Raw genomic sequence first — 18,969 nt, 5'->3', positions numbered from 1 at the left:
TCGATTGTTAGCATATCATTAGTTAAATTTTCTCCACTGATTATTTCAAGATACTTAGTTTTCAACACCTCTTTTATATTTTTTATTTCATATATATCATTGGCCATACAATATTCTAAAATCAAATCTAATGATGATATATCATATAGTCTTTGAGTTTTATCAACTCTCTTAAATGGTAGCTGGGCTGCTTTAAGTGAGTAATAGACTTTTTATAAAATCCCTTACCATTAGTAAACATCTCTTCAAATTGTCTTATTATTTGTGGAATAGATTTTGGTGCTATATCATTTAAACTACCATAATGCTTGTCTACAGTTACCATTCGGCCTTTATCATTAATAATTTCATGGACTGCTATTATGTCTAACGACTTATTAAAAACCTCCAATTTATAACCTAGCGTAATTCTAAAAGTAACCTTCTTCCCAACATACTCAACAGGGACACTATATTTTACAGCATCTACTGATATATATGAATCTAAACTTACTTTTCTTTAAGTTCACATGAAATAAAAGGCTCTCGCCTTACTGTATTTAGGTGTGGCAGCTCTTCAGCAAAGAATTCATTTGTAATCCTTAGGGTAGTTCTATGTATCTCATTATTAGCCTCTTCAATAAATAAGTCGGCAGACTCATTTAACTCTGTCATACTTCTAAATTTATTTCCTTTTACAAATTGCTCCTCAATGTATTGAAATGGTTTTTCTACCTTTCCTTTTGTTTTAGCCCGATAGGGGTTACATTCATTTAAACTTATACCCAAATAGTGAACTAACCTTAAATCATTAGTATTAAAATTGACTTCTTCACCTGATTTATTAGATTCTACTAACACCTTAGGATTATCAATTAAGATTTCTTTTGTAACTCCACCTACCTTTTTAAATAATAGATGAATTGCTTCATAAATGGCTTCGCCATCGCAAGACTTTGAAATCAATATAGCCTTCTTCCTAGATTCTGCTAGAACTAAGGAATAACAATATACCATTATTCTTTCACCACCGATCTCCATGGTGTAGTGAGTCCAATCGAATTGAGATTGTTCTCCTAACGGAATTTCTATTCTTTTGGTGGCTTTAAGTGGAATATTATTTTTTTCCTCTTTTAACTTATTAAGATATCTATAAATGGGAGAAATACTACCGTTATATCCTAATTTCTTTAATTCACGATGTATCCTTGTTCCAATAAAGTTGAACTTTGGACTTAAATACCATATATTTATCTGTTCTTGATATTGGTCTATCTTAGTATCATATGACCTGCTTTTATAATGAGGTTCTTCATCATACCTTACTAATCTTCTTACAGTATTTCGAGATATTTTTAACTCCCTTGCAATCTTTCTTATAGGAATCTCTCTTTCATGCATTCTCTTTACTGTAATCGATTATGTCACATCTTTTACCTATGTCTTTCCTCCTAATCTTAAGCATAAGACTAGAGGATATTATAAGAACATTGGTGGTCAGTTTTAAGTATAAATCAACAGTCTATAATCCTACTATAGCCATCTTCAAATATAACTATATATATATTGTATTATTTAAAACTATGTTAAAATATAATTATTGCAGAAGTTTCATAATCAAAAGGAGGACTATAAAATGAAAATCTTGACTGTTATTGGTGCTAGACCACAATTTATAAAGGCATCCGTTGTATCTACAAAATTAAGGGAAAACCATACAGAAATATTAGTTCATACAGGTCAACATTATGACTCCAATATGTCCGATATATTTTTTGAAGAATTAGGAATACCTAAACCCGATTATAATCTTGAAATTGGTTCAGGTGGACATGGTATTCAAACTGGTAAGATGTTACAATATTTAGATAAAATATGTACTGATGAAAAACCTGATCTAGTTCTTGTTTACGGGGATACTAATTCAACTTTAGCAGGTGCTCTTGCTGCAAGTAAATTACTTATCCCTGTTGTTCATATAGAGGCTGGACTTAGAAGCTTTAATAAAAGTATGCCTGAAGAGCAAAACCGTATACTTACAGATCATATTTCTGACCTACTATTTGTTCCATCAGATACTGCTATTATTAATCTCCGAAATGAAGGTATAACTAATGGTGTTTACAATACTGGTGATGTTATGTATGATACTATTAATCATTTCAAAGAAAAAGCTGAAGTTAAATCTTCAATTTTAAATGATTTAAATATTACTAAGAAGAATTATATTCTGTCTACAATTCATAGAGCTGAAAATACAAATGATATTAATCGATTGAGTAATATCTTAACTGCATTAAACAGTGCTAATGAAGATATTATCTTACCCCTACATCCAAGAACAAAAAAATTTATAAAAGATTATGGCCTAAAAATAGGAGATAAAGTTCATATAATTGATCCTGTTGGTTATCTTGATATGATTAAACTTATGAATAATTCTAAAAAAATCGTAACTGATAGCGGTGGAATACAAAAGGAAGCCTATTTCTTAGAAGTTCCATGTATAACTATGCGTGATGAGACAGAATGGATTGAAACAGTAAACAATGGTTGGAATATAATTGTAGGTAGTAATACTGAAAAAATTCTTCATGCTATAAAGAATTTTAATCCTATTACCATCCCAGAAAAAGTATTTGGGAATGGAAATGCTTCTGAAATAATCACAAATATAATTTCAGAATATATTTGTAAATAATTATTTAATTAAAAATATTACTAGAAATATTCTTTCTAGTAATATTTTTAATGTTATAAACTAGTATCCCACTAAATAAACAGTAAAAATTTAATGATTACTAATTTATATATTTCACAGTGTACTTTCATTTAATTATTTCTAAATACCTGCTATTAACTAAATCCATATTATCATTCCAAAGAGCTCTTTCTTCAATGATAATTTTATTTCTTTTAATAGCTGATTCAAATAACCCATCTTTCTCTAAAGAATTAATCATAGCTTTAAATAAACATGTTTCAGATAATTCGTCTAAAATATATCCATTCTCACCATCTACTATCCATTCTTTATTGGCTGGTAAATTTGATACTATAGGAAATATCCCACTAGCCATACCCTCCAATAGATTAACAGATGTAGAATCTGAAGTTGGTATAGATATATATGTTCTACATTTTTTTAATAGTTCTTTAACTTGATCCCTATTAACAAACCCCTTAAACTCAACACTACTTTTAATATTTAGCTCTTCTATTAAATTCAAAACTTCTTTTTCCTTATCACCTGAATTTGTTAAAATCAACTTTGAGTCTGGATATACTGAGAGTAAACTTTTAAATGCTTTTAATATAATATCAATATTAGAATTATCACATAATGTTCTCATACTCAAAAATGTTTTTGAGTCTATATTTTTATCTTTAGAATTAAACTCTTCAATATTAATTCCCATAGGCACAGTAACTATTTTGCTTTCTTTCCCACCTAATTTTTTAATCTCATCACTCATATGTTTAGAATCTGATGTTATTAGATCGCATCTTTTAATCACAAACTCAGTTATTTTTTTATACATGCCATTAATTTTGGGCGTCACTAAAATATCACTTCCCCAAGTCGAAACTACCAATGGTCTTATGTTAATAAGAGTGCCTATAAGCCCATAACTAGTTAAGTAATGAGCATTGACTATATCAGGATTAATTTTTTTTATTATTTTTTTTATCCTAAATATTTTTTTTAAATATCCTATATTACCACCTTCACTACTTACATTTAAGTTTTCACAAAGGCAATAAACATTAACTCCCTTAATATTAGAGTTTCTAAAAGATATTATAGAAACTTCATGACCTCTATCTCTAAAATATTCACACCATCGTATAATATGAATACTAGCAGCATCTCCTAAAAAACATATTTTCATATATGTCACCTCTAAATTTAAAATTCTTCTACATAATCCACATAAAATAATCCAAATAAAATTATAAATGTCGGCGTAAAACTATATATTTCACTAGTAGTTTGAAATGATATTCCTGTTAAATTTCCATATAGAATAAATACGGTTATTATGCACATAATTGCAATATTATTAACTTTAACTCTTCTATTTTTGCATCTAAAATAATCTATGAGAGCTCTAATACCTATTGTGATTGTTAATATTATTGATAATACCATGAATGGTACTCCAATCTCAGATGACATGTTGAATATGACACTATGTGCATCTGAATACTCTCTTGGGCTCCCTGAATATTCTTGAAAAAAGTATTTAAAGTTACCGATTCCAACACCTGTATATGGATGATCTTTAGTCATTCCAATGGCAGATTTCCTATAATTTGTCTACTTTTACTTTGACTTTCAATTAACTTTTTTAGAAGTTTATTTTGTCCTCTTTCCCCTAAGTCGACATCTTTAACTTTATTGCCTACAATTACATCCTGAATTTCTTGTAAATTACTATCTGATTTCACGTCTGGTCTATCCATTACATTATAGGTTAATATAGCGCCAAAAACCAATAGCAATGGTAAATATTTTTTCAATTCTTAACATCAAAAGTTAAATATATTACAAATATTGCAATAAAATTAATCCATGCTCCTCTTGATAATTGCATAGACATAATAAAACACATAGAAAGTATAAGTATAGTCCAAACATTTTTTACAGTTTTCTCATTAATCCATTTTGCAATTAATACTGGTAATATTATCAAATCATAAATTAAGATAAAATTTGAACCTATAGGTCCAAAAATTCTAATGTCTTTATTTCCGCCATCCAAGTCATAAAGAAATATAAAATATCTGGTATAGATGATACAATACAACCTAGACAAACTGCAAAAAGAACATCATTTAAAAATTTCTTTTTATCCCTAACCTCTATAGACTTTAGTATCAGTATATACAATCCAAACGGTGTGAATGAAAGTAATATTATTTTAAAACTTAATAATTTGTCAAATGCTAAGGTTGAACTAATTATTAACAATATTAATAGAATACTTCTTATTATTTTATTTTTAACGACAGGTTGTAATATTAAGTGCGACACATAAAAACACCCATAAGTAAATAACATAGTGTAAAATGAAGTTACCACACAACAACTTACCTACGAAAGGATTCACTTATGAGTTATAAACATATTACACATTTGAAAGAAGCGTATAGAGGTACTTCATAAACAAGGCCATTCTGCACGTGAAATTGCCAAATAGATTTTAATAGTCCATTTTTTACTAACGCTATAGCTGATATTATATAAAATCCAGCATGTACAACCCATTGAAGTTGTAATAATCCAAGTCTTATCATCACATAACCAATAATAGGTAACATAGGTATTAAAAATCCTATGGATAAAATAGCTCTTTTAAATTACAAAAACATAAAATTGATTAATCCCAAAACACATAGAATTCCAATTACACCCAAAATTAATATTAGTTTTCCATCACTATTTCCCATGCAATTATACACATTCCAATGTAGGCAATTTTACGCTTATTCAAATTCAGTTTCCTATTTCTATACCTTACATTTATTATTTACTATATTTGCAATCCTAACAGCTACTTTACCATCTATTTTATAAAAATTCTTACTTACAAATTCTTCATATCTTCTTTCTTTTAATATATTCATATTATATAAAATATTAAATAATTCATCATAATTGTCTACGCCTAAACTTAATCCATCTTTCACAAAGTTACCTTCGTCATTATATTTAGATAATAATATACATATTGATGGCTTTCCTAATATAGCGCCTTCTAATACCACTGTAGAATGCACACTAATAATTACATTACACCATAATAAACAATCATATAAATCTTTATCTTTAGTAACTTCATAATTTTTTAAGTTGAACTTTTTAATAGTTTCATCGTAAAATTGATAATTGCTATCTCCAGGATGCATTTTTACAATTAAATTATAATTTTCAAGATTACATAAAGCCTTGCATAATATATTAAATGAATCCTCACTTAAATCTTTTATTGGTTGTGTAGCAAATAATATATTTATTTGCTTTTCATTATTTTCTAACTTATATTCTTTACTTTTTTCATATAAATAGTCTGTTCTTGGCTGTCCTACAACTTTTAACATTTCTGTTTTATAAACTTTGGTATTTTCAATCAAAGTATTCTTAAACTCTTCTCCCCATAAGAATGTATTTTTAGGAATTAATATTTTTTGATTAGATGGAATCATGTATGCTATTGAAGTCGTATTTATTAAACCATGTTGAAGTGCAAAGGTATCAATGTTTAACATATTCCCTGCAACGATAGCACATCTTGGTCTATCAGCTTCATCTACCACTAAAACCTTTTTAATGTTTAAACTTTTTATTATTCTCCTCAATACGAAAATTTCTTTTACATAATTTATATATGTAGCTTCCAAATCTCCAAATACGTATTTATCTATATATGTATATAAATCAAAATTCTTATATTTAAAATTAAATAAACTTAAATTTGTCAAATGATTTTCTATTTTATCTTTACTTATGAATAATTTTCCGCATAACTTTCTCCATATTTTAACCAATTCAAAAGGGAAGTATTTTTCTTCCAAACTGTCTGCTTTATGTATCCTGACTTTAAAATTTAATGTTTGTATGCTAAAAACATCACAATCAGATTTCAATTTCTGTATTGTTTTTCCATATAAAGAATCATAATAACATAATTTATTATTGATTTTCATTGAATTAATTGATTCAGCTTGAGTATATATCAATATTCTATTATCACTATCTTTAAATTTAGTTTTTATAAAATAATGTATCCCTTTTAACCATCTTTTTAAAAACAAACATGATATTTTTATTTGGCTAAAACTAATAATTTTCTTATCATTTTCTATTTCATTTTCCAATTTTACATCTTTTATTTGAAATAATTTTGAAGATAAATCCGCTAAAATAGGATCATCAGTTATTATTAAAATTTCATCCATCCGGTTATTCGATATATTTATGTATTTAATAGTCTCCTCTAACATGATAATCTTACTAATAAGTTCTTTTAATTTTTCATAAATAGTTCCTCTATTGAAATTATACATTTCTATATTATCATATATATATAATTCATTTATTTTTTTACCATTTATTTTTTCAGATTCCATTCTTTTAAAAAATTTAAAACTTTCATCTTCTATGTTTATATTTTTTAATATATCCGAAACTTCTAATTTACTTTCATCTGGAAATGAAATTATATTTTTACCATTCTTTATAATAACTTTTATCATCTCATCACCTTTTCATCTATTTTAAGTTTATAGTTAAATATTATCCCTAATAACTCTTCCTGGTACACCATAAACTATCTTATTATTCTCAATAGATTTTGTTATTACTGAACCTGCTCCCACTATACATTTCTTTCCAATAGTACTGCCTAATGTTACTACAACTCCATCATCTATTAGAGTGTCATCTCCAATAATAACAGTGCCACTTAATGTTACACCACTAGCAATATACACATTTTCACCTAATATGTTATCGTGATTTACTCCACTCATAGTGTTTACTACACAATGGTCCCCGATGATAGGATTTGGCGTTATTAGACAACCACATTCTATCAATGTTCCTTTTCCAATAATTGCATTAGGCGCAATTACTGCTTGAGGATGTATAATTGTAACCGGTTCTATATCCAATTTGGAAAATTTATTAATAATTTTTCTTCTTATTTTAATATTACCTACGCCTAAAATATATCCTTTAATATTATATTTATATATCAATTCTTCTATTTCATTATCTGTACCTATTATAGGTACATTATCAATCATCATTCCTAAATTCTCTTCATTTTCTCCTATAAAACCTACAACATTGTATTTACTCTGCTCCAATGCATTGTATAATACAACCCTTGCATGTTGACCACAACCAATTATTGCAATATTATCCTTCATACCACACCTCCTATGTACTCTTCAAAATAACTGTTAACCTATAAATATTAACAGTTATTCTATTATCCAAAATAATTCAAAATTAATATTTTCTTCTATTACTTTTTCTTAAGTCCTTCTCTTTATTTAAAGTTAATCATACTATTTAAATTTCATTAGATATTATCTAAATTGTATTATACTATTCTACATAAAAAATGTCTATAAAATAACTTAATAACCTATTTAAGTATATTACTACCTTTTTTTAATTTACTTAATGTATCCATTATGTCTTTTTTGTATATTATAAATAATATTAAAAATACAATGACTACTATCAATACTTTAATTAATATACTTATCCAGAAACTTAAATCTGTCAATAAAAACGAACTCATTCCAATTATTAAAAATATAAATGATATAGAAAATAATTTTATGATGTTAAATTCAATCGGTTCTATCTTTCTTGAGATATAATAAACTAAACTACAGGATAACATACTAGCAACCAGGCTAGCTATACTAGCTCCAATAATATCAAATTTAGGTATGAGAATGACATTAAGTATGCAATTTAGTATAGCTCCTGTAAAAGTTCCTATTGCTATAAATTTAACTCCTTTTTTATTAAAGAATAATGGATTAACAAAAAAATAGTATATTCCATTAAATACAAATGCAAAGCTCAAAAACGGAATAACCATCCAACCACTATAATACTCTTCATTTACCATTATCTTGAATATTTCTGGTCCAAATAAAGACATTCCCATTGCTAGTACACTATATATAATAGTTAGTATCTCAGACATCTTTACTATTTCATTTTGATTTTTTTCTTTATCTTCCATTCTTTCAAAAAACCAAGGCACATAGGCTTGATTAACTGCTTGCGTTAATACATTTATTATGTTTCCAAATTGAGCACCATTACTATAAATAGCAGGTGAAGATAACCCATTAAAGTTAGCCAAGAAAAGTTTATCTATCATAGCTACTGCCCAACCTGATAGACTATGTGGTAGTAAAGGTAATGAATATTTCAATGCTTGAACAATATAACACTTTTTTATATTTAGTGAGATAGTTGGAATAAACACAATAACGGTATATATGAAAAATATTATATCCGTTATAGCTAGGGCTAATAAAATCCCTAGTGATCCTCTTTTAAATCCCACTACAAATAATAGATTTAAGGATAAGTTTACTAAGAAATAAGCTAGATTATTTAATGCATATTTTCTACTTTCTTCTTTAGCTTGTAGTGTAGTTTGAAATATAGTATAAATAGCATTTAATGTTATAGAAATCATTCCTAAAAATATGAATGGGAAAAATTCTATTCCTCTAGCAAAGGGTTCTATGAGCACTCTTCTAAATATAATAAAAACACTACTCATTATGATACAATTTAAAGCTACAAATGCTATACACGAACCCCAGAATTCTTTTAGTTTCTTATTATCCTCTTTATAATCAACGTAAAATCTCATGATTGCTGCATTTAATGATAAAGAAAATAGTATACTTAAAAATGAAACTAATGCTACTACTGTATCAGAAATTCCTTTCTCAGCTGGTACCATCAACCCAGTGTATATAGGTATCAAAATCAATCCTATACTTTTTTGTAATATCTGAACCAAGGCATATACTCCTGAGTTTTTCAATAATCTTCTACCACTAGACATATTTAACTCCTTACTTAGGCATTGTCATTTCATTCTCATTTATGAAACTTGCACTACTATATTTCATCATAATTAATCCTTTTTTATAATTACTTAATTTTACTTAATTTTACTTCATTTACTTTTCCATTTAAATTTTTCACTAACATATCAATAAAGTTTACTCCTGCACTATAGGCATGAGGATATCCTCCTCCAAATCCAGGATTCATTTCATTTATATATAAATTTCCATCTTTATCTTCAAATACATCTACATCAATTGGGCCTCTAAAATTAATTTGTTGTAACTTCATCATTTCATTTATAATATCGTCTATATATAGAAACGGATTTGTCTGTTTCTCCCGCTCTCATATATAATTTTTCTTATCAATGTATCCTTTTAATTCTTCTTTATTATCAACTTTACCTATTCCTGTGCTTCCACTTTCATCTCCAATTTTTGCAAATATAAGAAATCTTATTTCATCATTTATAATAGCATAATTAACTTCATCGTATCGACTAAATGTAGGTATTACTTTTAATTTATCTTGTATAAGTATATCAAAGGTTAAATATATTCTATAATATTATTTAAAAACAATTTCTATATACATGTATTTAATTAAAGACATATGAATTCATTAAATATTCATCAGCAGTCCAAGGCTTTCGTACCATTAGTATTTCTTCATTATACATCCTTAACCTAGATCCTCCCAAGTGATTAATTCATCTGCATGTATATCTCTTTTTAGAATTCTACCAGCCACTACATCAGCTAACTCTGGTTTAATTCCACTTCCAGGTCTCTTATATGCTAGCATAGTCTTTTCAATAACTGTTCCCTTTGCTAGGTCTATTTTCGCAACTATACTCCTTCTAACATCTTTCATTATTAAAACTTCTCTAGCTGTTGGTCTCTTTATTCCATCTCCTAACACCTTCTCAGCGTTTCTTATAGCTGTAATATAAGATTTAAACTCCATTGGTTCCATAGATGCCTTATGATCTGGACCATCCATTTTATTATCTAGAGTTATGTGCTTTTCTACAAATTCTGCACCTAGCGCTACTGCAGTAACAGCAGCTTCATTTCCAATTGTATGATCAGATAGTCCAACTGGAACTTTAAACGCTTCTCTCATTGTCACCATCGCTCTAACATTAACATCTTCCTCTGCCGTCGGGTAATCTGTAGTACAATGCATTATTTTTATATTTTTATTTCCTGTAGATTTTAAAATATTAATTGCCTGTTCAACTTCACCCAAAGTACTCATTCCAGTGGATAAAATGATTTCTTTTCCCGTGTTTCCTATTTCCTTTAAATATTCCACATTCGAAACTTCTGTAGAGCCAATTTTAATTATAGGTACACCTAAACTCACTAAAAAATTCAAACTTTCAGTACCATCTGGTGTAGAAATAAATAGAATTTCTTTTTCCTTACAATAACTTTGAAGTTTTCTAAACTCCTCAAAAGGTAACTCCAATTTTCTTACCATATCTAGTTGAGACTCTTTAACTGGCATATTCTCCATCTGATATTCAGCTTTATCAGCATAAGCTCCCACACATTCTTCAGCTTTAAAAGTTTGAAATTTAATAGCATCTGCTCCACACTCAACTGCCATATCAACTAATTTTTTAGCTATTTCTATACTACCATTGTGATTAACACCTGCTTCTGCAATTACAAATACTGACATATTATTATCAACTCCATATTAATTTCTTCTTTAATAGTTTTTCATTAATCTCTATCCTTTTTAATACATTTAGTATTTCTTTACTCGTATTACCTTCTCCATATAAACTATCTACATTTTTAACAAAATCATTAAACTCTCTAGATAACGCTTTCTCTATTGCTTTATGTATATTCTCAGCTAAATAATCTGTTTGAATTATATTTTCAGCCATTAGTCTACCCTTTTGTCTATTTCCTATATTAACTACTGGTTTCTTTAGATAAGGTGCTTCAACTAATGCACTAGATGAATTACCAACTATAGCTCCACATAATTTCATTACGCTTAAATATTTCAAACTTCCCAAACTCTTATATATATGGACATTAGAGTTTCTCATTGCAAAATCGTCTAATGCTTTGATAATTTTATCACCACCATTATCTGAATTGGGATAAGTGATAATCATCTTTTTATCAATTTTATTTAAAGCTTCTATAACATTATTAATTTGTGCTTCAACGGCATTTACCTCTAAAGTTACAGGATGATATGTAACTAATAATGTATCTTTATCTACACAAACTCCTAAAGTATTCTCTAATTCTTTAGAAGACATTAATTTTGTGAGTTTAATATTTTCTATGCCTGAATCTCCAACATTAAAAATTCTCCAAGATTCCTCTCCCATATTTCTAATGTTATCAGCATAACATTCCACACCTGGAAAATGAATATGTGCCATTTTCGTTATACTATGCCTTATCTGTTCATCCATAGCTCCTTCAGTTATTTCTCCACCTGAAATATGAGCTATTGGTATGTTCATCGCCATAGCTGTTGTTGCAGCTGCAAAAGCTTCATATCTATCCCCCAATACCAATACTATATCAGGTTTCAATCTATTAAAAGCTCCTACAAACTCGCCAATTGCTAAACCAATTTCACGAGCATTTTTTCCCTTTTCATTTGAATCTAATAATATTGGACATTCTTCGTCTATTTTAAAGCCGTCTTCCAAAATATCATTTTTCGTCATACCAAACTTAGGAGAGAGGTGCATGCCAGTTACAACTAACTGTAATTTTAACTCTTTATCTTCATCTATTTCTCTAATTATATGTTTTAATAGACCATATTCTGCTCTAGTTCCTGTTATCACTGCAATTTTTCGCATTTAAACATCACCACATTCCTTTATTATCGCCTCTGCTATTTTAAAATCCATTTCAGTATCTATATCAACTGATGAATATGAATCCATTATATACCCCATAACTTCTTCTGGCTCAAAAGTTTTTTGTTTTTTTAAAACCTCTGTCTTAATTAAATATATTGCACCATTCATTCTATAGACATTAGGAAGTTCCTGTCTTCTTGTAATTTTTCTTCCTTCTTCAATGAAATATTTTAGTTTATCACCTTCAAAAATATTAGCCCAATAAGGATTTACTTCTGCCTCACATACTGAAACAATAGAATCATAGTCGCTATTTAATAATTTATCTATAGCCTCATCGATATGACTATGATTCCTTAAAGGTGATGTGCATTGTAATAATAACACATAATCAGATACATACCCTTCTGTCTTCTCTAAATAATTCAACATATGTAAAACACATTCCATAGTTGGTGAATTATCTTGTGATAACTCATCGGGTCTTAAATAAGGAACCTCAGCTTTATATTCTCTAGATACTGTTGCAATCTCGATATCTTCTGTAGTTACTACTACTCTTGATACTCTGTTAGACTTTTTAGCTGCTTCAATAGTATATCCTATCAAAGGCTTTCCATTTAACTCTCTTACATTTTTTCTAGGAACTCCTTTTGAGCCTCCCCTAGCTGGAATTATAGCTAATATTTCTTTATTCATCATTATATCTCCTCATATAGCTAATATTTATATTATACTTAGTTTTTAAATTTGAATCTTTAATAAAATATTTAGGTCTTCTCTTTGTTTCCATATAAGTTCTTGCAACGTACTCTCCTAATATCCCCATTGCTATTAATTGCATTCCACCTAGAAATGTTATTATGCATATTGTAGATGCATATCCTGGTATATCTTTTCCCTGTATTAAAGTTCTAAAATAGCTGATTCTTTACCAAAATTTCTTGAAAAAGAAACATATTTTACTCTTTCATCTAATATAGACAATTGTTTAATTACTTCTAACGTAGAATCTGCACTGCCATCGTTTATAAATATAAAATCAAAGTAATATTTTTCTATTTTACTTATCCAAAAATACACACTCATTGTAGAATAAATCCAAACCGAGTTCTTCATTATAACAAGGTACTATTATGCTTACTTTCTTCATATTTTTCTCCCTACATATTAATAACTGTTTAAGTATACATTTATTAATTAAACTTTTTAAAATATTTTTTCATACATATAAATAGTATTATTATTAAAGTTATACTTGAACACCCTATCCCTATAAACAAACTCTTATTTACATATGTCATATTTATTTCATGATGACCTTTATCCAACTTAAGAGCCATAAAACCACCATCAACTAAATAAGGCTCAATGTTAGTATCATTATCTGTTATCCTCCAATTGTGATCATATATTATTGGGAATAATACATATCCTTCTTCTTGTAATTCAAACCCACTAGTAAAATTCCTATTAGTTCTAACTATATCTTCTATTTTTATTGAGTTCATACTCTCTATAGAGTCTTGTATATATTCTCCATCAACAATTACAAATTTACCATTTAGAGCTAAATCATTTTTAAATTTAATTATATCATCTTTATTTAAATAGCCTAAATAAAATACATCATTAGACTCCTTATCATTTTTTATGATATCGATACACTCTACACCTCTAGCATCATTATCATTTACAGAGAATTGTATGCTAATCTCAGAATACTTCTCTGCATCTGTAATTACTATGTAATATTCTCCCGACTCTTCAACATAATATTCATTATTATCAATGGATTTTTCTTTTACTATTTCATCAATTGATTTCTTATTCTTTTCTTTATCTTCTTTACTATCCTCTATAACTGAATGCTCACTTGTATAAATATTACTATATAGTAGAGCATCCTTTTCTATTAAGTTATCTGATAACTTTTCATTTTCAATATCCTCAATACTAAAATATTTTAATTCAGCATTACTTATTTTAAATATATAAAATTCATTAACTTTTTCAATTAATTCTGAATTAATATAAGGACAATAATTATAATAACTTATATAGTATTGAGTACCTATTAATTGTGCTATGACATTTCTTCCTTTTATGTTATTTCTAACACTACTATTATTAGTATTTGTAAATACCTTACCTAAATTTTTATAATTTGAATTAATTAGCGAATGATAAGATGATACCCCCATTATATTTTGAGATGTATATAAATTAAGCAAATCATTTTCACTAAGTTCAATCCTACTATATTCTCCATATTTGTCTTTTACATATTCCAATATATAAGAATATTCTGACCTTACATCCGTAGCTTGTAAACTAGTATCCTTATATATATAGTAACAATTGAAAGCCACCTCAAATATCAAAATTATGGCAATTAAATTTACTGCACCTCTTTTTGCTATTTTTCTTGACGATAAAACATATAAATATAGTATTATAAATAATATATTTATATACTTCACATAAACATTGTTGTCATTAACAAAAATCAGTATTAAAGCCATTGCTATACTTATTATAAACAATTCTTTTTTTACACTTCTATCTCGTACATATACTCGATTCATTAGATAGTTACAAGTAATTATCGCTACATAAATATTAAAAAACAAATTATATCTATAGTTCCCCCCTACTGGTATGTATGCAAAATTAAATATATAATTAATTTTATCACTAAATATAGCTAATATTAATAATCCTATATGCCAAAAATATATTTTTTCTCTTCCACCTTTTCTATGTAACATATAAGAAAGAATACATATCATTCCAATAATACTTATATAACTATTGCTATCAATTGTAACACTCCCTATAAAATTAAATTTTAATATATTTAACACCCTACTAATGCTCGTAGTAAATTCAGGTATTACATTGATTTCTTTTGCTGATGATAGTGTAATATCAATAGCTGGTATAAGAACAACTCCAGCTAAAAGAACTGATACTAGAGATACTAGTACCATTTTCTTTATAAATTTTACAATACCTCTTTTGTCATTAATAATTATATATCTAATAATTCCGTATATCGCTATATGTGGAATTATTAATGCTGCTAAATAATAATCTGTTATAATAAACATAAATAATGATACAATATATGTCCAATAACTTTCCTTATTTAAGACTTTTTCTATTCCTAATAAAACTAGTGGTAAAAAAATAAAAGTATCCATCCACATTATTTGATAATTTCCATATACCATTATATTATAATTTGATATGTATATAAGGGTTCCAATCCATTTATACCTTTTAGGTACAACTTTCTCAAAATATAAAGAAGAAAAATAAATCATAAATACAATCTTTATAGTTAAAAATACAGGTAATATATCTACCATTTCAAAATTCTTCATACATTTAAGTATAATATTAAATGGACTAAGTAAATAATATATTATAAGAGAAAAATTATTATCTCCTATACCTATACTCCAATTATATATCCAATCACCACTTAGTATATTAAACTCATTTTTATAATACTCTAAAAAGTCCAATCCTTGATTATATAGATCTCCATGTAACACACTTCCATTAATAAGATATACCATATAAAATGTTATAATTGCTATTATAATTGATATACCTAAATCTTTTAATACCTTTTTCATATATATTACCTCTATAATTTCTAAATCTATTAAAAATATTCATATTCAAGTTAATTGAAATAATTATTTATGTAGACAATTCATTTACATAAAATCCAATCATAATTGATTTTAGTTTAAATCAAAATCATATATTTACTAATTTTTTATTGAGAGCCTTTTTCACCATAAAAAAATTCAAGGGAACACAAATAAAATACACTAAAATTGGAGCTAATTCTTTTGCTATACCCAATTTTACAAATATATTTAAAAACACTATTTGAAGTCCATAATTTATACTATGGGCTAAAATAAATTTAACACCTTTTTCTTTAGATGGTTTTGTTCTAAAAGTAAAATAATTGGATAATATAAAATTAAATATAAAACTTATACAATATCCTATTGTATAAGAAATATTTACTCCTAATGAAGATTGTAAAAGCAGATAAATTATATACTGTATTACTGTAGCTATACAACCTACAAATCCAAATCTTAAAAATTGCCAAAATATCTTCAAGTTCATGAATAAACTAATCTCCTTTATGTATAAGGACTCTACAAAATAGTATACTATACCATATGATACTTATAAATACTATTTTTATATGATTTATATTAAATATCACATTTTGATTTCAGTTTTTATTGAAAATATTTCTGAAAATATAATCTTTTGCTCAAATAAAAAATGCAGATTCCGAAGAAGTTGCATTACGGTTATAATTTTAATATGCCGAAAAAATAATAACCGATAAAAATTATATTAGAATTAGTGGAGATTATCAACTGTCCTTACCACTAAATTTTGATAAAATTATTCCTAAAAATGATTCGGTTAGACCGCTTAGCCATATACTGGAGGGCTTAGATTATACATGGCGTAAAGCTATAAATAAAAATGAAGAAAAGATGTTTGAAAAGATTGTAGCTCTCGTAGAGGAAATAAATAAAACCGAATTTCAAAATTTTATTATAGGTAAAGAATCTACACTAATTGATATTAATAAAGCACTTGAATTTCTTAATATAAAAAAGAGTGAAAGTGGATTAGAGTTTGTACATGATATAGGAAAAAGAAAAAGTAAATTTCAAAAATTCATAGAGCAACTTGCTGAGTTTAGATATAGACAGTTAAAATATGATGAAAACAAAAGAAATTTTAATGATAGAAACAGTTACTCTAAAACAGATGTTGATGCTACTTTTATGCATATGAAAGATGACCATATGCGTAAAAGTAGCTAAAATCAGGATATAATGTTCAAATAGCTGTAAACAGTGAATATATAGTTGGTATTGGAATTTTTTCAGACAGAAATGACCTTGGAACTCTTAAACCTATGCTTGAAAATATGAAGCAATGTTCAGGGAAAAAGTTTGAAAATATCGTAACCGATTCAGGCAAGATGCATCTAAAAATAAACAACCGAAGGTTTTGAATGTAGAAAAACATAAAAACCTTCGGTTATTTTTAATTATTAACAGAAAAGGAGCATCGCTCCATAACTAATTAGTTATTTTGCGACGCCCTCTTTATTGATCAAAATTGCCCAGCAACAGCAGATGCCAATGCTTCTGCGACTTTCTGTTGAATAGCTTGATTTGCTGTTTTTGCTGCCTCGGTTGGATTAGATATAAATCCACACTCTACCAATACAGATGGCATCAATGTATTCTTTACAACATAAAAACCATTATCTTTAGCTCCTCTATTATAATAACCAATTCTAGAGGATAAGTTATTAACCATATTTGTAGCAAGAGTTCTGCTTGCAGAAACCTTACTCACATTCCTAGTACTAATCATTGCACTTTTAGATTGTATAGATACTTCTTCACCGCTTGTCAAAAGAACTCCTCTTGCCCCTGGTGTTTCAGTACTATAATACACTTCCACACCATTTGCAGATGGATCACTAAAACTGTTATGATGTATACTAATAAATAAATCTGCATTTAAGTTATTAGCTAAATCCACCCTTCTTTTTAAACTCTCAGGTAAGTCTAGTGTACTTACCTCACCTTGATTCCTTGTCATCACTACTTGATAACCTCTTTTTTCAAGTTCGGATTTAAGTTTAACTGAAACTTCCATATTTAAGTCAGTTTCTGAATATTTAATTCCATTATGTGTAGAAACTGCTCCATAGTCTCCACCTTGATTATGTCCTGGATCAATTACAATAAGTTTATCACCTTTAATATTAATATCCTTTGATAAATAATCATCTTCATCTTTATTGGTGCTATTCTTATGTTTAAAATGTACTACCACACTAAATACTCCAAAACTTTCCGGTGTATATGTAGCTGTCCTATTAGCACTCCAATCACTTAATACAGTCCAGCTTCCTGTTGTTCTATCACATATCCAAATTTTATATAGTGTGTCATTTTCTGGAGCTGCAAAAGAAGATATATTAATAGCTTTTCCCTTTTTCATTTCCCCAGTAACATCTAAAGATACAGCCATAGACTTATTCTTCTCTGTAATATAAAAATCTTTTCCCTGAGCTGCATCTTCTACTGTTCCACTTTTACTCTTATGCTTTACATGTACTACAAATGAATATTTACCAACCTTAGTTGGTTTAAATTCTACACTGTTTTTAGTACTATAATCACTTAGTACTGTCCATTGGCCAGTACTTCTATCACATACCCATAACTTATACAGTGTATCCGCTGCTGGTGTTCCTTCTGCCTTCATAGTTAAAGTTGAACCCACAAATTTGTCTCCTGTTACATTTAATGATGTAACCTGTGATTTTGGTTCTGTAACTTGTACATCTACAGACCTATAATCATCTTCTACTGTTCCACTTTTACTCTTATGCTTTGCATGTACTACAAATGAATAGTTACCAGCCTTAGTTGGT

At 27.6% G+C, this 18,969-nt stretch carries 21 protein-coding genes; 2 read left to right on the top strand and 19 right to left on the bottom strand.

Features of this window, described 5'->3' with window-relative positions; translation table 11 throughout:
* Window positions 1–127: 127 nt before the first annotated feature.
* Complete coding sequence (locus tag ABDZ93_RS10790; protein ID WP_425544787.1) at window positions 128–475, bottom strand: Mu transposase domain-containing protein; 348 nt, start codon at window positions 473–475, stop codon at window positions 128–130.
* A 14-nt stretch (window positions 476–489) separates the two neighbouring features.
* Entirely contained in the window at window positions 490–1,380 is an 891-nt protein-coding gene (istA, locus tag ABDZ93_RS10785; protein WP_343826266.1) for an IS21 family transposase, read from the bottom strand.
* Between the two features lie 235 nt (window positions 1,381–1,615).
* Between istA and wecB the strand changes: the two genes are divergently transcribed.
* Complete coding sequence (gene wecB, locus ABDZ93_RS10780; RefSeq protein WP_343826264.1) at window positions 1,616–2,680, top strand: non-hydrolyzing UDP-N-acetylglucosamine 2-epimerase; 1,065 nt, start codon at window positions 1,616–1,618, stop codon at window positions 2,678–2,680.
* A 127-nt stretch (window positions 2,681–2,807) separates the two neighbouring features.
* Here wecB and ABDZ93_RS10775 read toward each other — a convergent pair whose 3' ends face one another.
* The 16 genes from ABDZ93_RS10775 to ABDZ93_RS10700 all read right to left on the bottom strand — a co-directional run bounded on the left by ABDZ93_RS10775 (window position 2,808) and on the right by ABDZ93_RS10700 (window position 16,613).
* Window positions 2,808–3,872 carry a glycosyltransferase family 4 protein gene (locus tag ABDZ93_RS10775; protein ID WP_343826262.1) on the bottom strand — a complete coding sequence of 355 codons (1,065 nt, stop codon included), beginning with the start codon at window positions 3,870–3,872 and terminating at the stop codon, window positions 2,808–2,810.
* Between the two features lie 17 nt (window positions 3,873–3,889).
* On the bottom strand, window positions 3,890–4,273 hold the full coding sequence (locus tag ABDZ93_RS10770) for an O-antigen ligase family protein (RefSeq protein WP_343826260.1): 384 nt from the start codon (window positions 4,271–4,273) through the stop codon (window positions 3,890–3,892).
* Window positions 4,270–4,503: a hypothetical protein gene (locus ABDZ93_RS10765; protein WP_343826259.1), complete on the bottom strand. Its 234-nt coding sequence runs from the start codon at window positions 4,501–4,503 to the stop codon at window positions 4,270–4,272. The genes ABDZ93_RS10770 and ABDZ93_RS10765 overlap by 4 nt, the downstream gene beginning before the upstream one ends.
* Window positions 4,500–4,799: a hypothetical protein gene (locus ABDZ93_RS10760; protein ID WP_343826257.1), complete on the bottom strand. Its 300-nt coding sequence runs from the start codon at window positions 4,797–4,799 to the stop codon at window positions 4,500–4,502. The genes ABDZ93_RS10765 and ABDZ93_RS10760 overlap by 4 nt, the downstream gene beginning before the upstream one ends.
* Window positions 4,800–5,100: 301 nt before the next feature.
* On the bottom strand, window positions 5,101–5,304 hold the full coding sequence (locus ABDZ93_RS10755; RefSeq protein WP_343826256.1) for a hypothetical protein: 204 nt from the start codon (window positions 5,302–5,304) through the stop codon (window positions 5,101–5,103).
* Between the two features lie 189 nt (window positions 5,305–5,493).
* On the bottom strand, window positions 5,494–7,239 hold the full coding sequence (locus ABDZ93_RS10750; protein WP_343826253.1) for a hypothetical protein: 1,746 nt from the start codon (window positions 7,237–7,239) through the stop codon (window positions 5,494–5,496).
* Between the two features lie 33 nt (window positions 7,240–7,272).
* Entirely contained in the window at window positions 7,273–7,917 is a 645-nt protein-coding gene (locus ABDZ93_RS10745) for an acetyltransferase (protein ID WP_343826252.1), read from the bottom strand.
* A 221-nt stretch (window positions 7,918–8,138) separates the two neighbouring features.
* The gene (locus ABDZ93_RS10740) at window positions 8,139–9,596 is read right to left on the bottom strand and encodes a lipopolysaccharide biosynthesis protein (RefSeq protein ID WP_343826251.1); all 1,458 of its coding nucleotides are present in this window, start codon (window positions 9,594–9,596) and stop codon (window positions 8,139–8,141) included.
* An 89-nt stretch (window positions 9,597–9,685) separates the two neighbouring features.
* Window positions 9,686–9,895: a hypothetical protein gene (locus ABDZ93_RS10735; RefSeq protein ID WP_343826249.1), complete on the bottom strand. Its 210-nt coding sequence runs from the start codon at window positions 9,893–9,895 to the stop codon at window positions 9,686–9,688.
* A gap of 390 nt (window positions 9,896–10,285) precedes the next feature.
* A complete protein-coding gene (neuB, locus tag ABDZ93_RS10730; RefSeq protein ID WP_343826247.1) occupies window positions 10,286–11,293 on the bottom strand; it encodes an N-acetylneuraminate synthase in 1,008 nt (335 codons plus the stop codon).
* 7 nt (window positions 11,294–11,300) lie between these two features.
* Entirely contained in the window at window positions 11,301–12,452 is a 1,152-nt protein-coding gene (gene neuC, locus ABDZ93_RS10725; RefSeq protein WP_343826245.1) for a UDP-N-acetylglucosamine 2-epimerase, read from the bottom strand.
* Complete coding sequence (locus tag ABDZ93_RS10720) at window positions 12,453–13,154, bottom strand: acylneuraminate cytidylyltransferase family protein (RefSeq protein ID WP_343826243.1); 702 nt, start codon at window positions 13,152–13,154, stop codon at window positions 12,453–12,455.
* Window positions 13,147–13,299 (bottom strand): hypothetical protein, encoded by a 153-nt coding sequence (locus ABDZ93_RS10715; protein ID WP_343826241.1) that lies wholly within the window; start codon window positions 13,297–13,299, stop codon window positions 13,147–13,149. Before ABDZ93_RS10715 ends, ABDZ93_RS10720 begins: the two co-directional genes overlap by 8 nt.
* 62 nt (window positions 13,300–13,361) lie before the next feature.
* Window positions 13,362–13,544: a glycosyltransferase gene (locus ABDZ93_RS10710; RefSeq protein ID WP_343826239.1), complete on the bottom strand. Its 183-nt coding sequence runs from the start codon at window positions 13,542–13,544 to the stop codon at window positions 13,362–13,364.
* A gap of 107 nt (window positions 13,545–13,651) precedes the next feature.
* Window positions 13,652–16,102, bottom strand: coding sequence for a YfhO family protein (locus ABDZ93_RS10705; RefSeq protein WP_343826237.1), 2,451 nt, complete (start codon window positions 16,100–16,102; stop codon window positions 13,652–13,654).
* 127 nt (window positions 16,103–16,229) lie between these two features.
* On the bottom strand, window positions 16,230–16,613 hold the full coding sequence (locus tag ABDZ93_RS10700; RefSeq protein WP_343826235.1) for a GtrA family protein: 384 nt from the start codon (window positions 16,611–16,613) through the stop codon (window positions 16,230–16,232).
* Window positions 16,614–16,999: 386 nt separating this feature from the next.
* On the opposite strand from ABDZ93_RS10700, the gene ABDZ93_RS10695 reads away from it, so the two are divergent.
* Window positions 17,000–17,335, top strand: a complete 336-nt coding sequence (locus ABDZ93_RS10695; RefSeq protein ID WP_343826233.1) for a hypothetical protein — start codon at window positions 17,000–17,002, stop codon at window positions 17,333–17,335.
* A gap of 295 nt (window positions 17,336–17,630) precedes the next feature.
* Here the strand turns inward: ABDZ93_RS10695 and ABDZ93_RS10690 are convergent.
* Window positions 17,631–18,969 (bottom strand): N-acetylmuramoyl-L-alanine amidase (locus ABDZ93_RS10690; RefSeq protein WP_343826231.1); only part of this gene is annotated, 1,339 nt, incomplete at its 5' end.

Source organism: Clostridium subterminale (assembly GCF_039521425.1).
GTDB lineage: Bacteria > Bacillota > Clostridia > Clostridiales > Clostridiaceae > Clostridium_J > Clostridium_J subterminale.
This window is presented reverse-complemented; position numbering and strand designations above follow the sequence as displayed.

Bases quoted from the DNA above. Each gene is read 5' to 3' on its own strand.
- istA (WP_343826266.1), bottom strand. From the start codon at position 1,380: ATGCATGAAAGAGAGATTCCTATAAGAAAGATTGCAAGGGAGTTAAAA.
- wecB (WP_343826264.1), top strand. From the start codon at position 1,616: ATGAAAATCTTGACTGTTATTGGTGCTAGACCACAATTTATAAAGGCA.
- ABDZ93_RS10775 (WP_343826262.1), bottom strand. From the start codon at position 3,872: ATGAAAATATGTTTTTTAGGAGATGCTGCTAGTATTCATATTATACGA.
- ABDZ93_RS10770 (WP_343826260.1), bottom strand. From the start codon at position 4,273: ATGACTAAAGATCATCCATATACAGGTGTTGGAATCGGTAACTTTAAA.
- ABDZ93_RS10755 (WP_343826256.1), bottom strand. From the start codon at position 5,304: ATGTTACCTATTATTGGTTATGTGATGATAAGACTTGGATTATTACAA.
- ABDZ93_RS10750 (WP_343826253.1), bottom strand. From the start codon at position 7,239: ATGATAAAAGTTATTATAAAGAATGGTAAAAATATAATTTCATTTCCA.
- ABDZ93_RS10745 (WP_343826252.1), bottom strand. From the start codon at position 7,917: ATGAAGGATAATATTGCAATAATTGGTTGTGGTCAACATGCAAGGGTT.
- ABDZ93_RS10740 (WP_343826251.1), bottom strand. From the start codon at position 9,596: ATGTCTAGTGGTAGAAGATTATTGAAAAACTCAGGAGTATATGCCTTG.
- ABDZ93_RS10735 (WP_343826249.1), bottom strand. From the start codon at position 9,895: ATGATGAAGTTACAACAAATTAATTTTAGAGGCCCAATTGATGTAGAT.
- neuB (WP_343826247.1), bottom strand. From the start codon at position 11,293: ATGTCAGTATTTGTAATTGCAGAAGCAGGTGTTAATCACAATGGTAGT.
- neuC (WP_343826245.1), bottom strand. From the start codon at position 12,452: ATGCGAAAAATTGCAGTGATAACAGGAACTAGAGCAGAATATGGTCTA.
- ABDZ93_RS10720 (WP_343826243.1), bottom strand. From the start codon at position 13,154: ATGAATAAAGAAATATTAGCTATAATTCCAGCTAGGGGAGGCTCAAAA.
- ABDZ93_RS10715 (WP_343826241.1), bottom strand. From the start codon at position 13,299: ATGCAATTAATAGCAATGGGGATATTAGGAGAGTACGTTGCAAGAACT.
- ABDZ93_RS10710 (WP_343826239.1), bottom strand. From the start codon at position 13,544: ATGAGTGTGTATTTTTGGATAAGTAAAATAGAAAAATATTACTTTGAT.
- ABDZ93_RS10705 (WP_343826237.1), bottom strand. From the start codon at position 16,102: ATGAAAAAGGTATTAAAAGATTTAGGTATATCAATTATAATAGCAATT.
- ABDZ93_RS10700 (WP_343826235.1), bottom strand. From the start codon at position 16,613: ATGAACTTGAAGATATTTTGGCAATTTTTAAGATTTGGATTTGTAGGT.
- ABDZ93_RS10695 (WP_343826233.1), top strand. From the start codon at position 17,000: ATGTTTGAAAAGATTGTAGCTCTCGTAGAGGAAATAAATAAAACCGAA.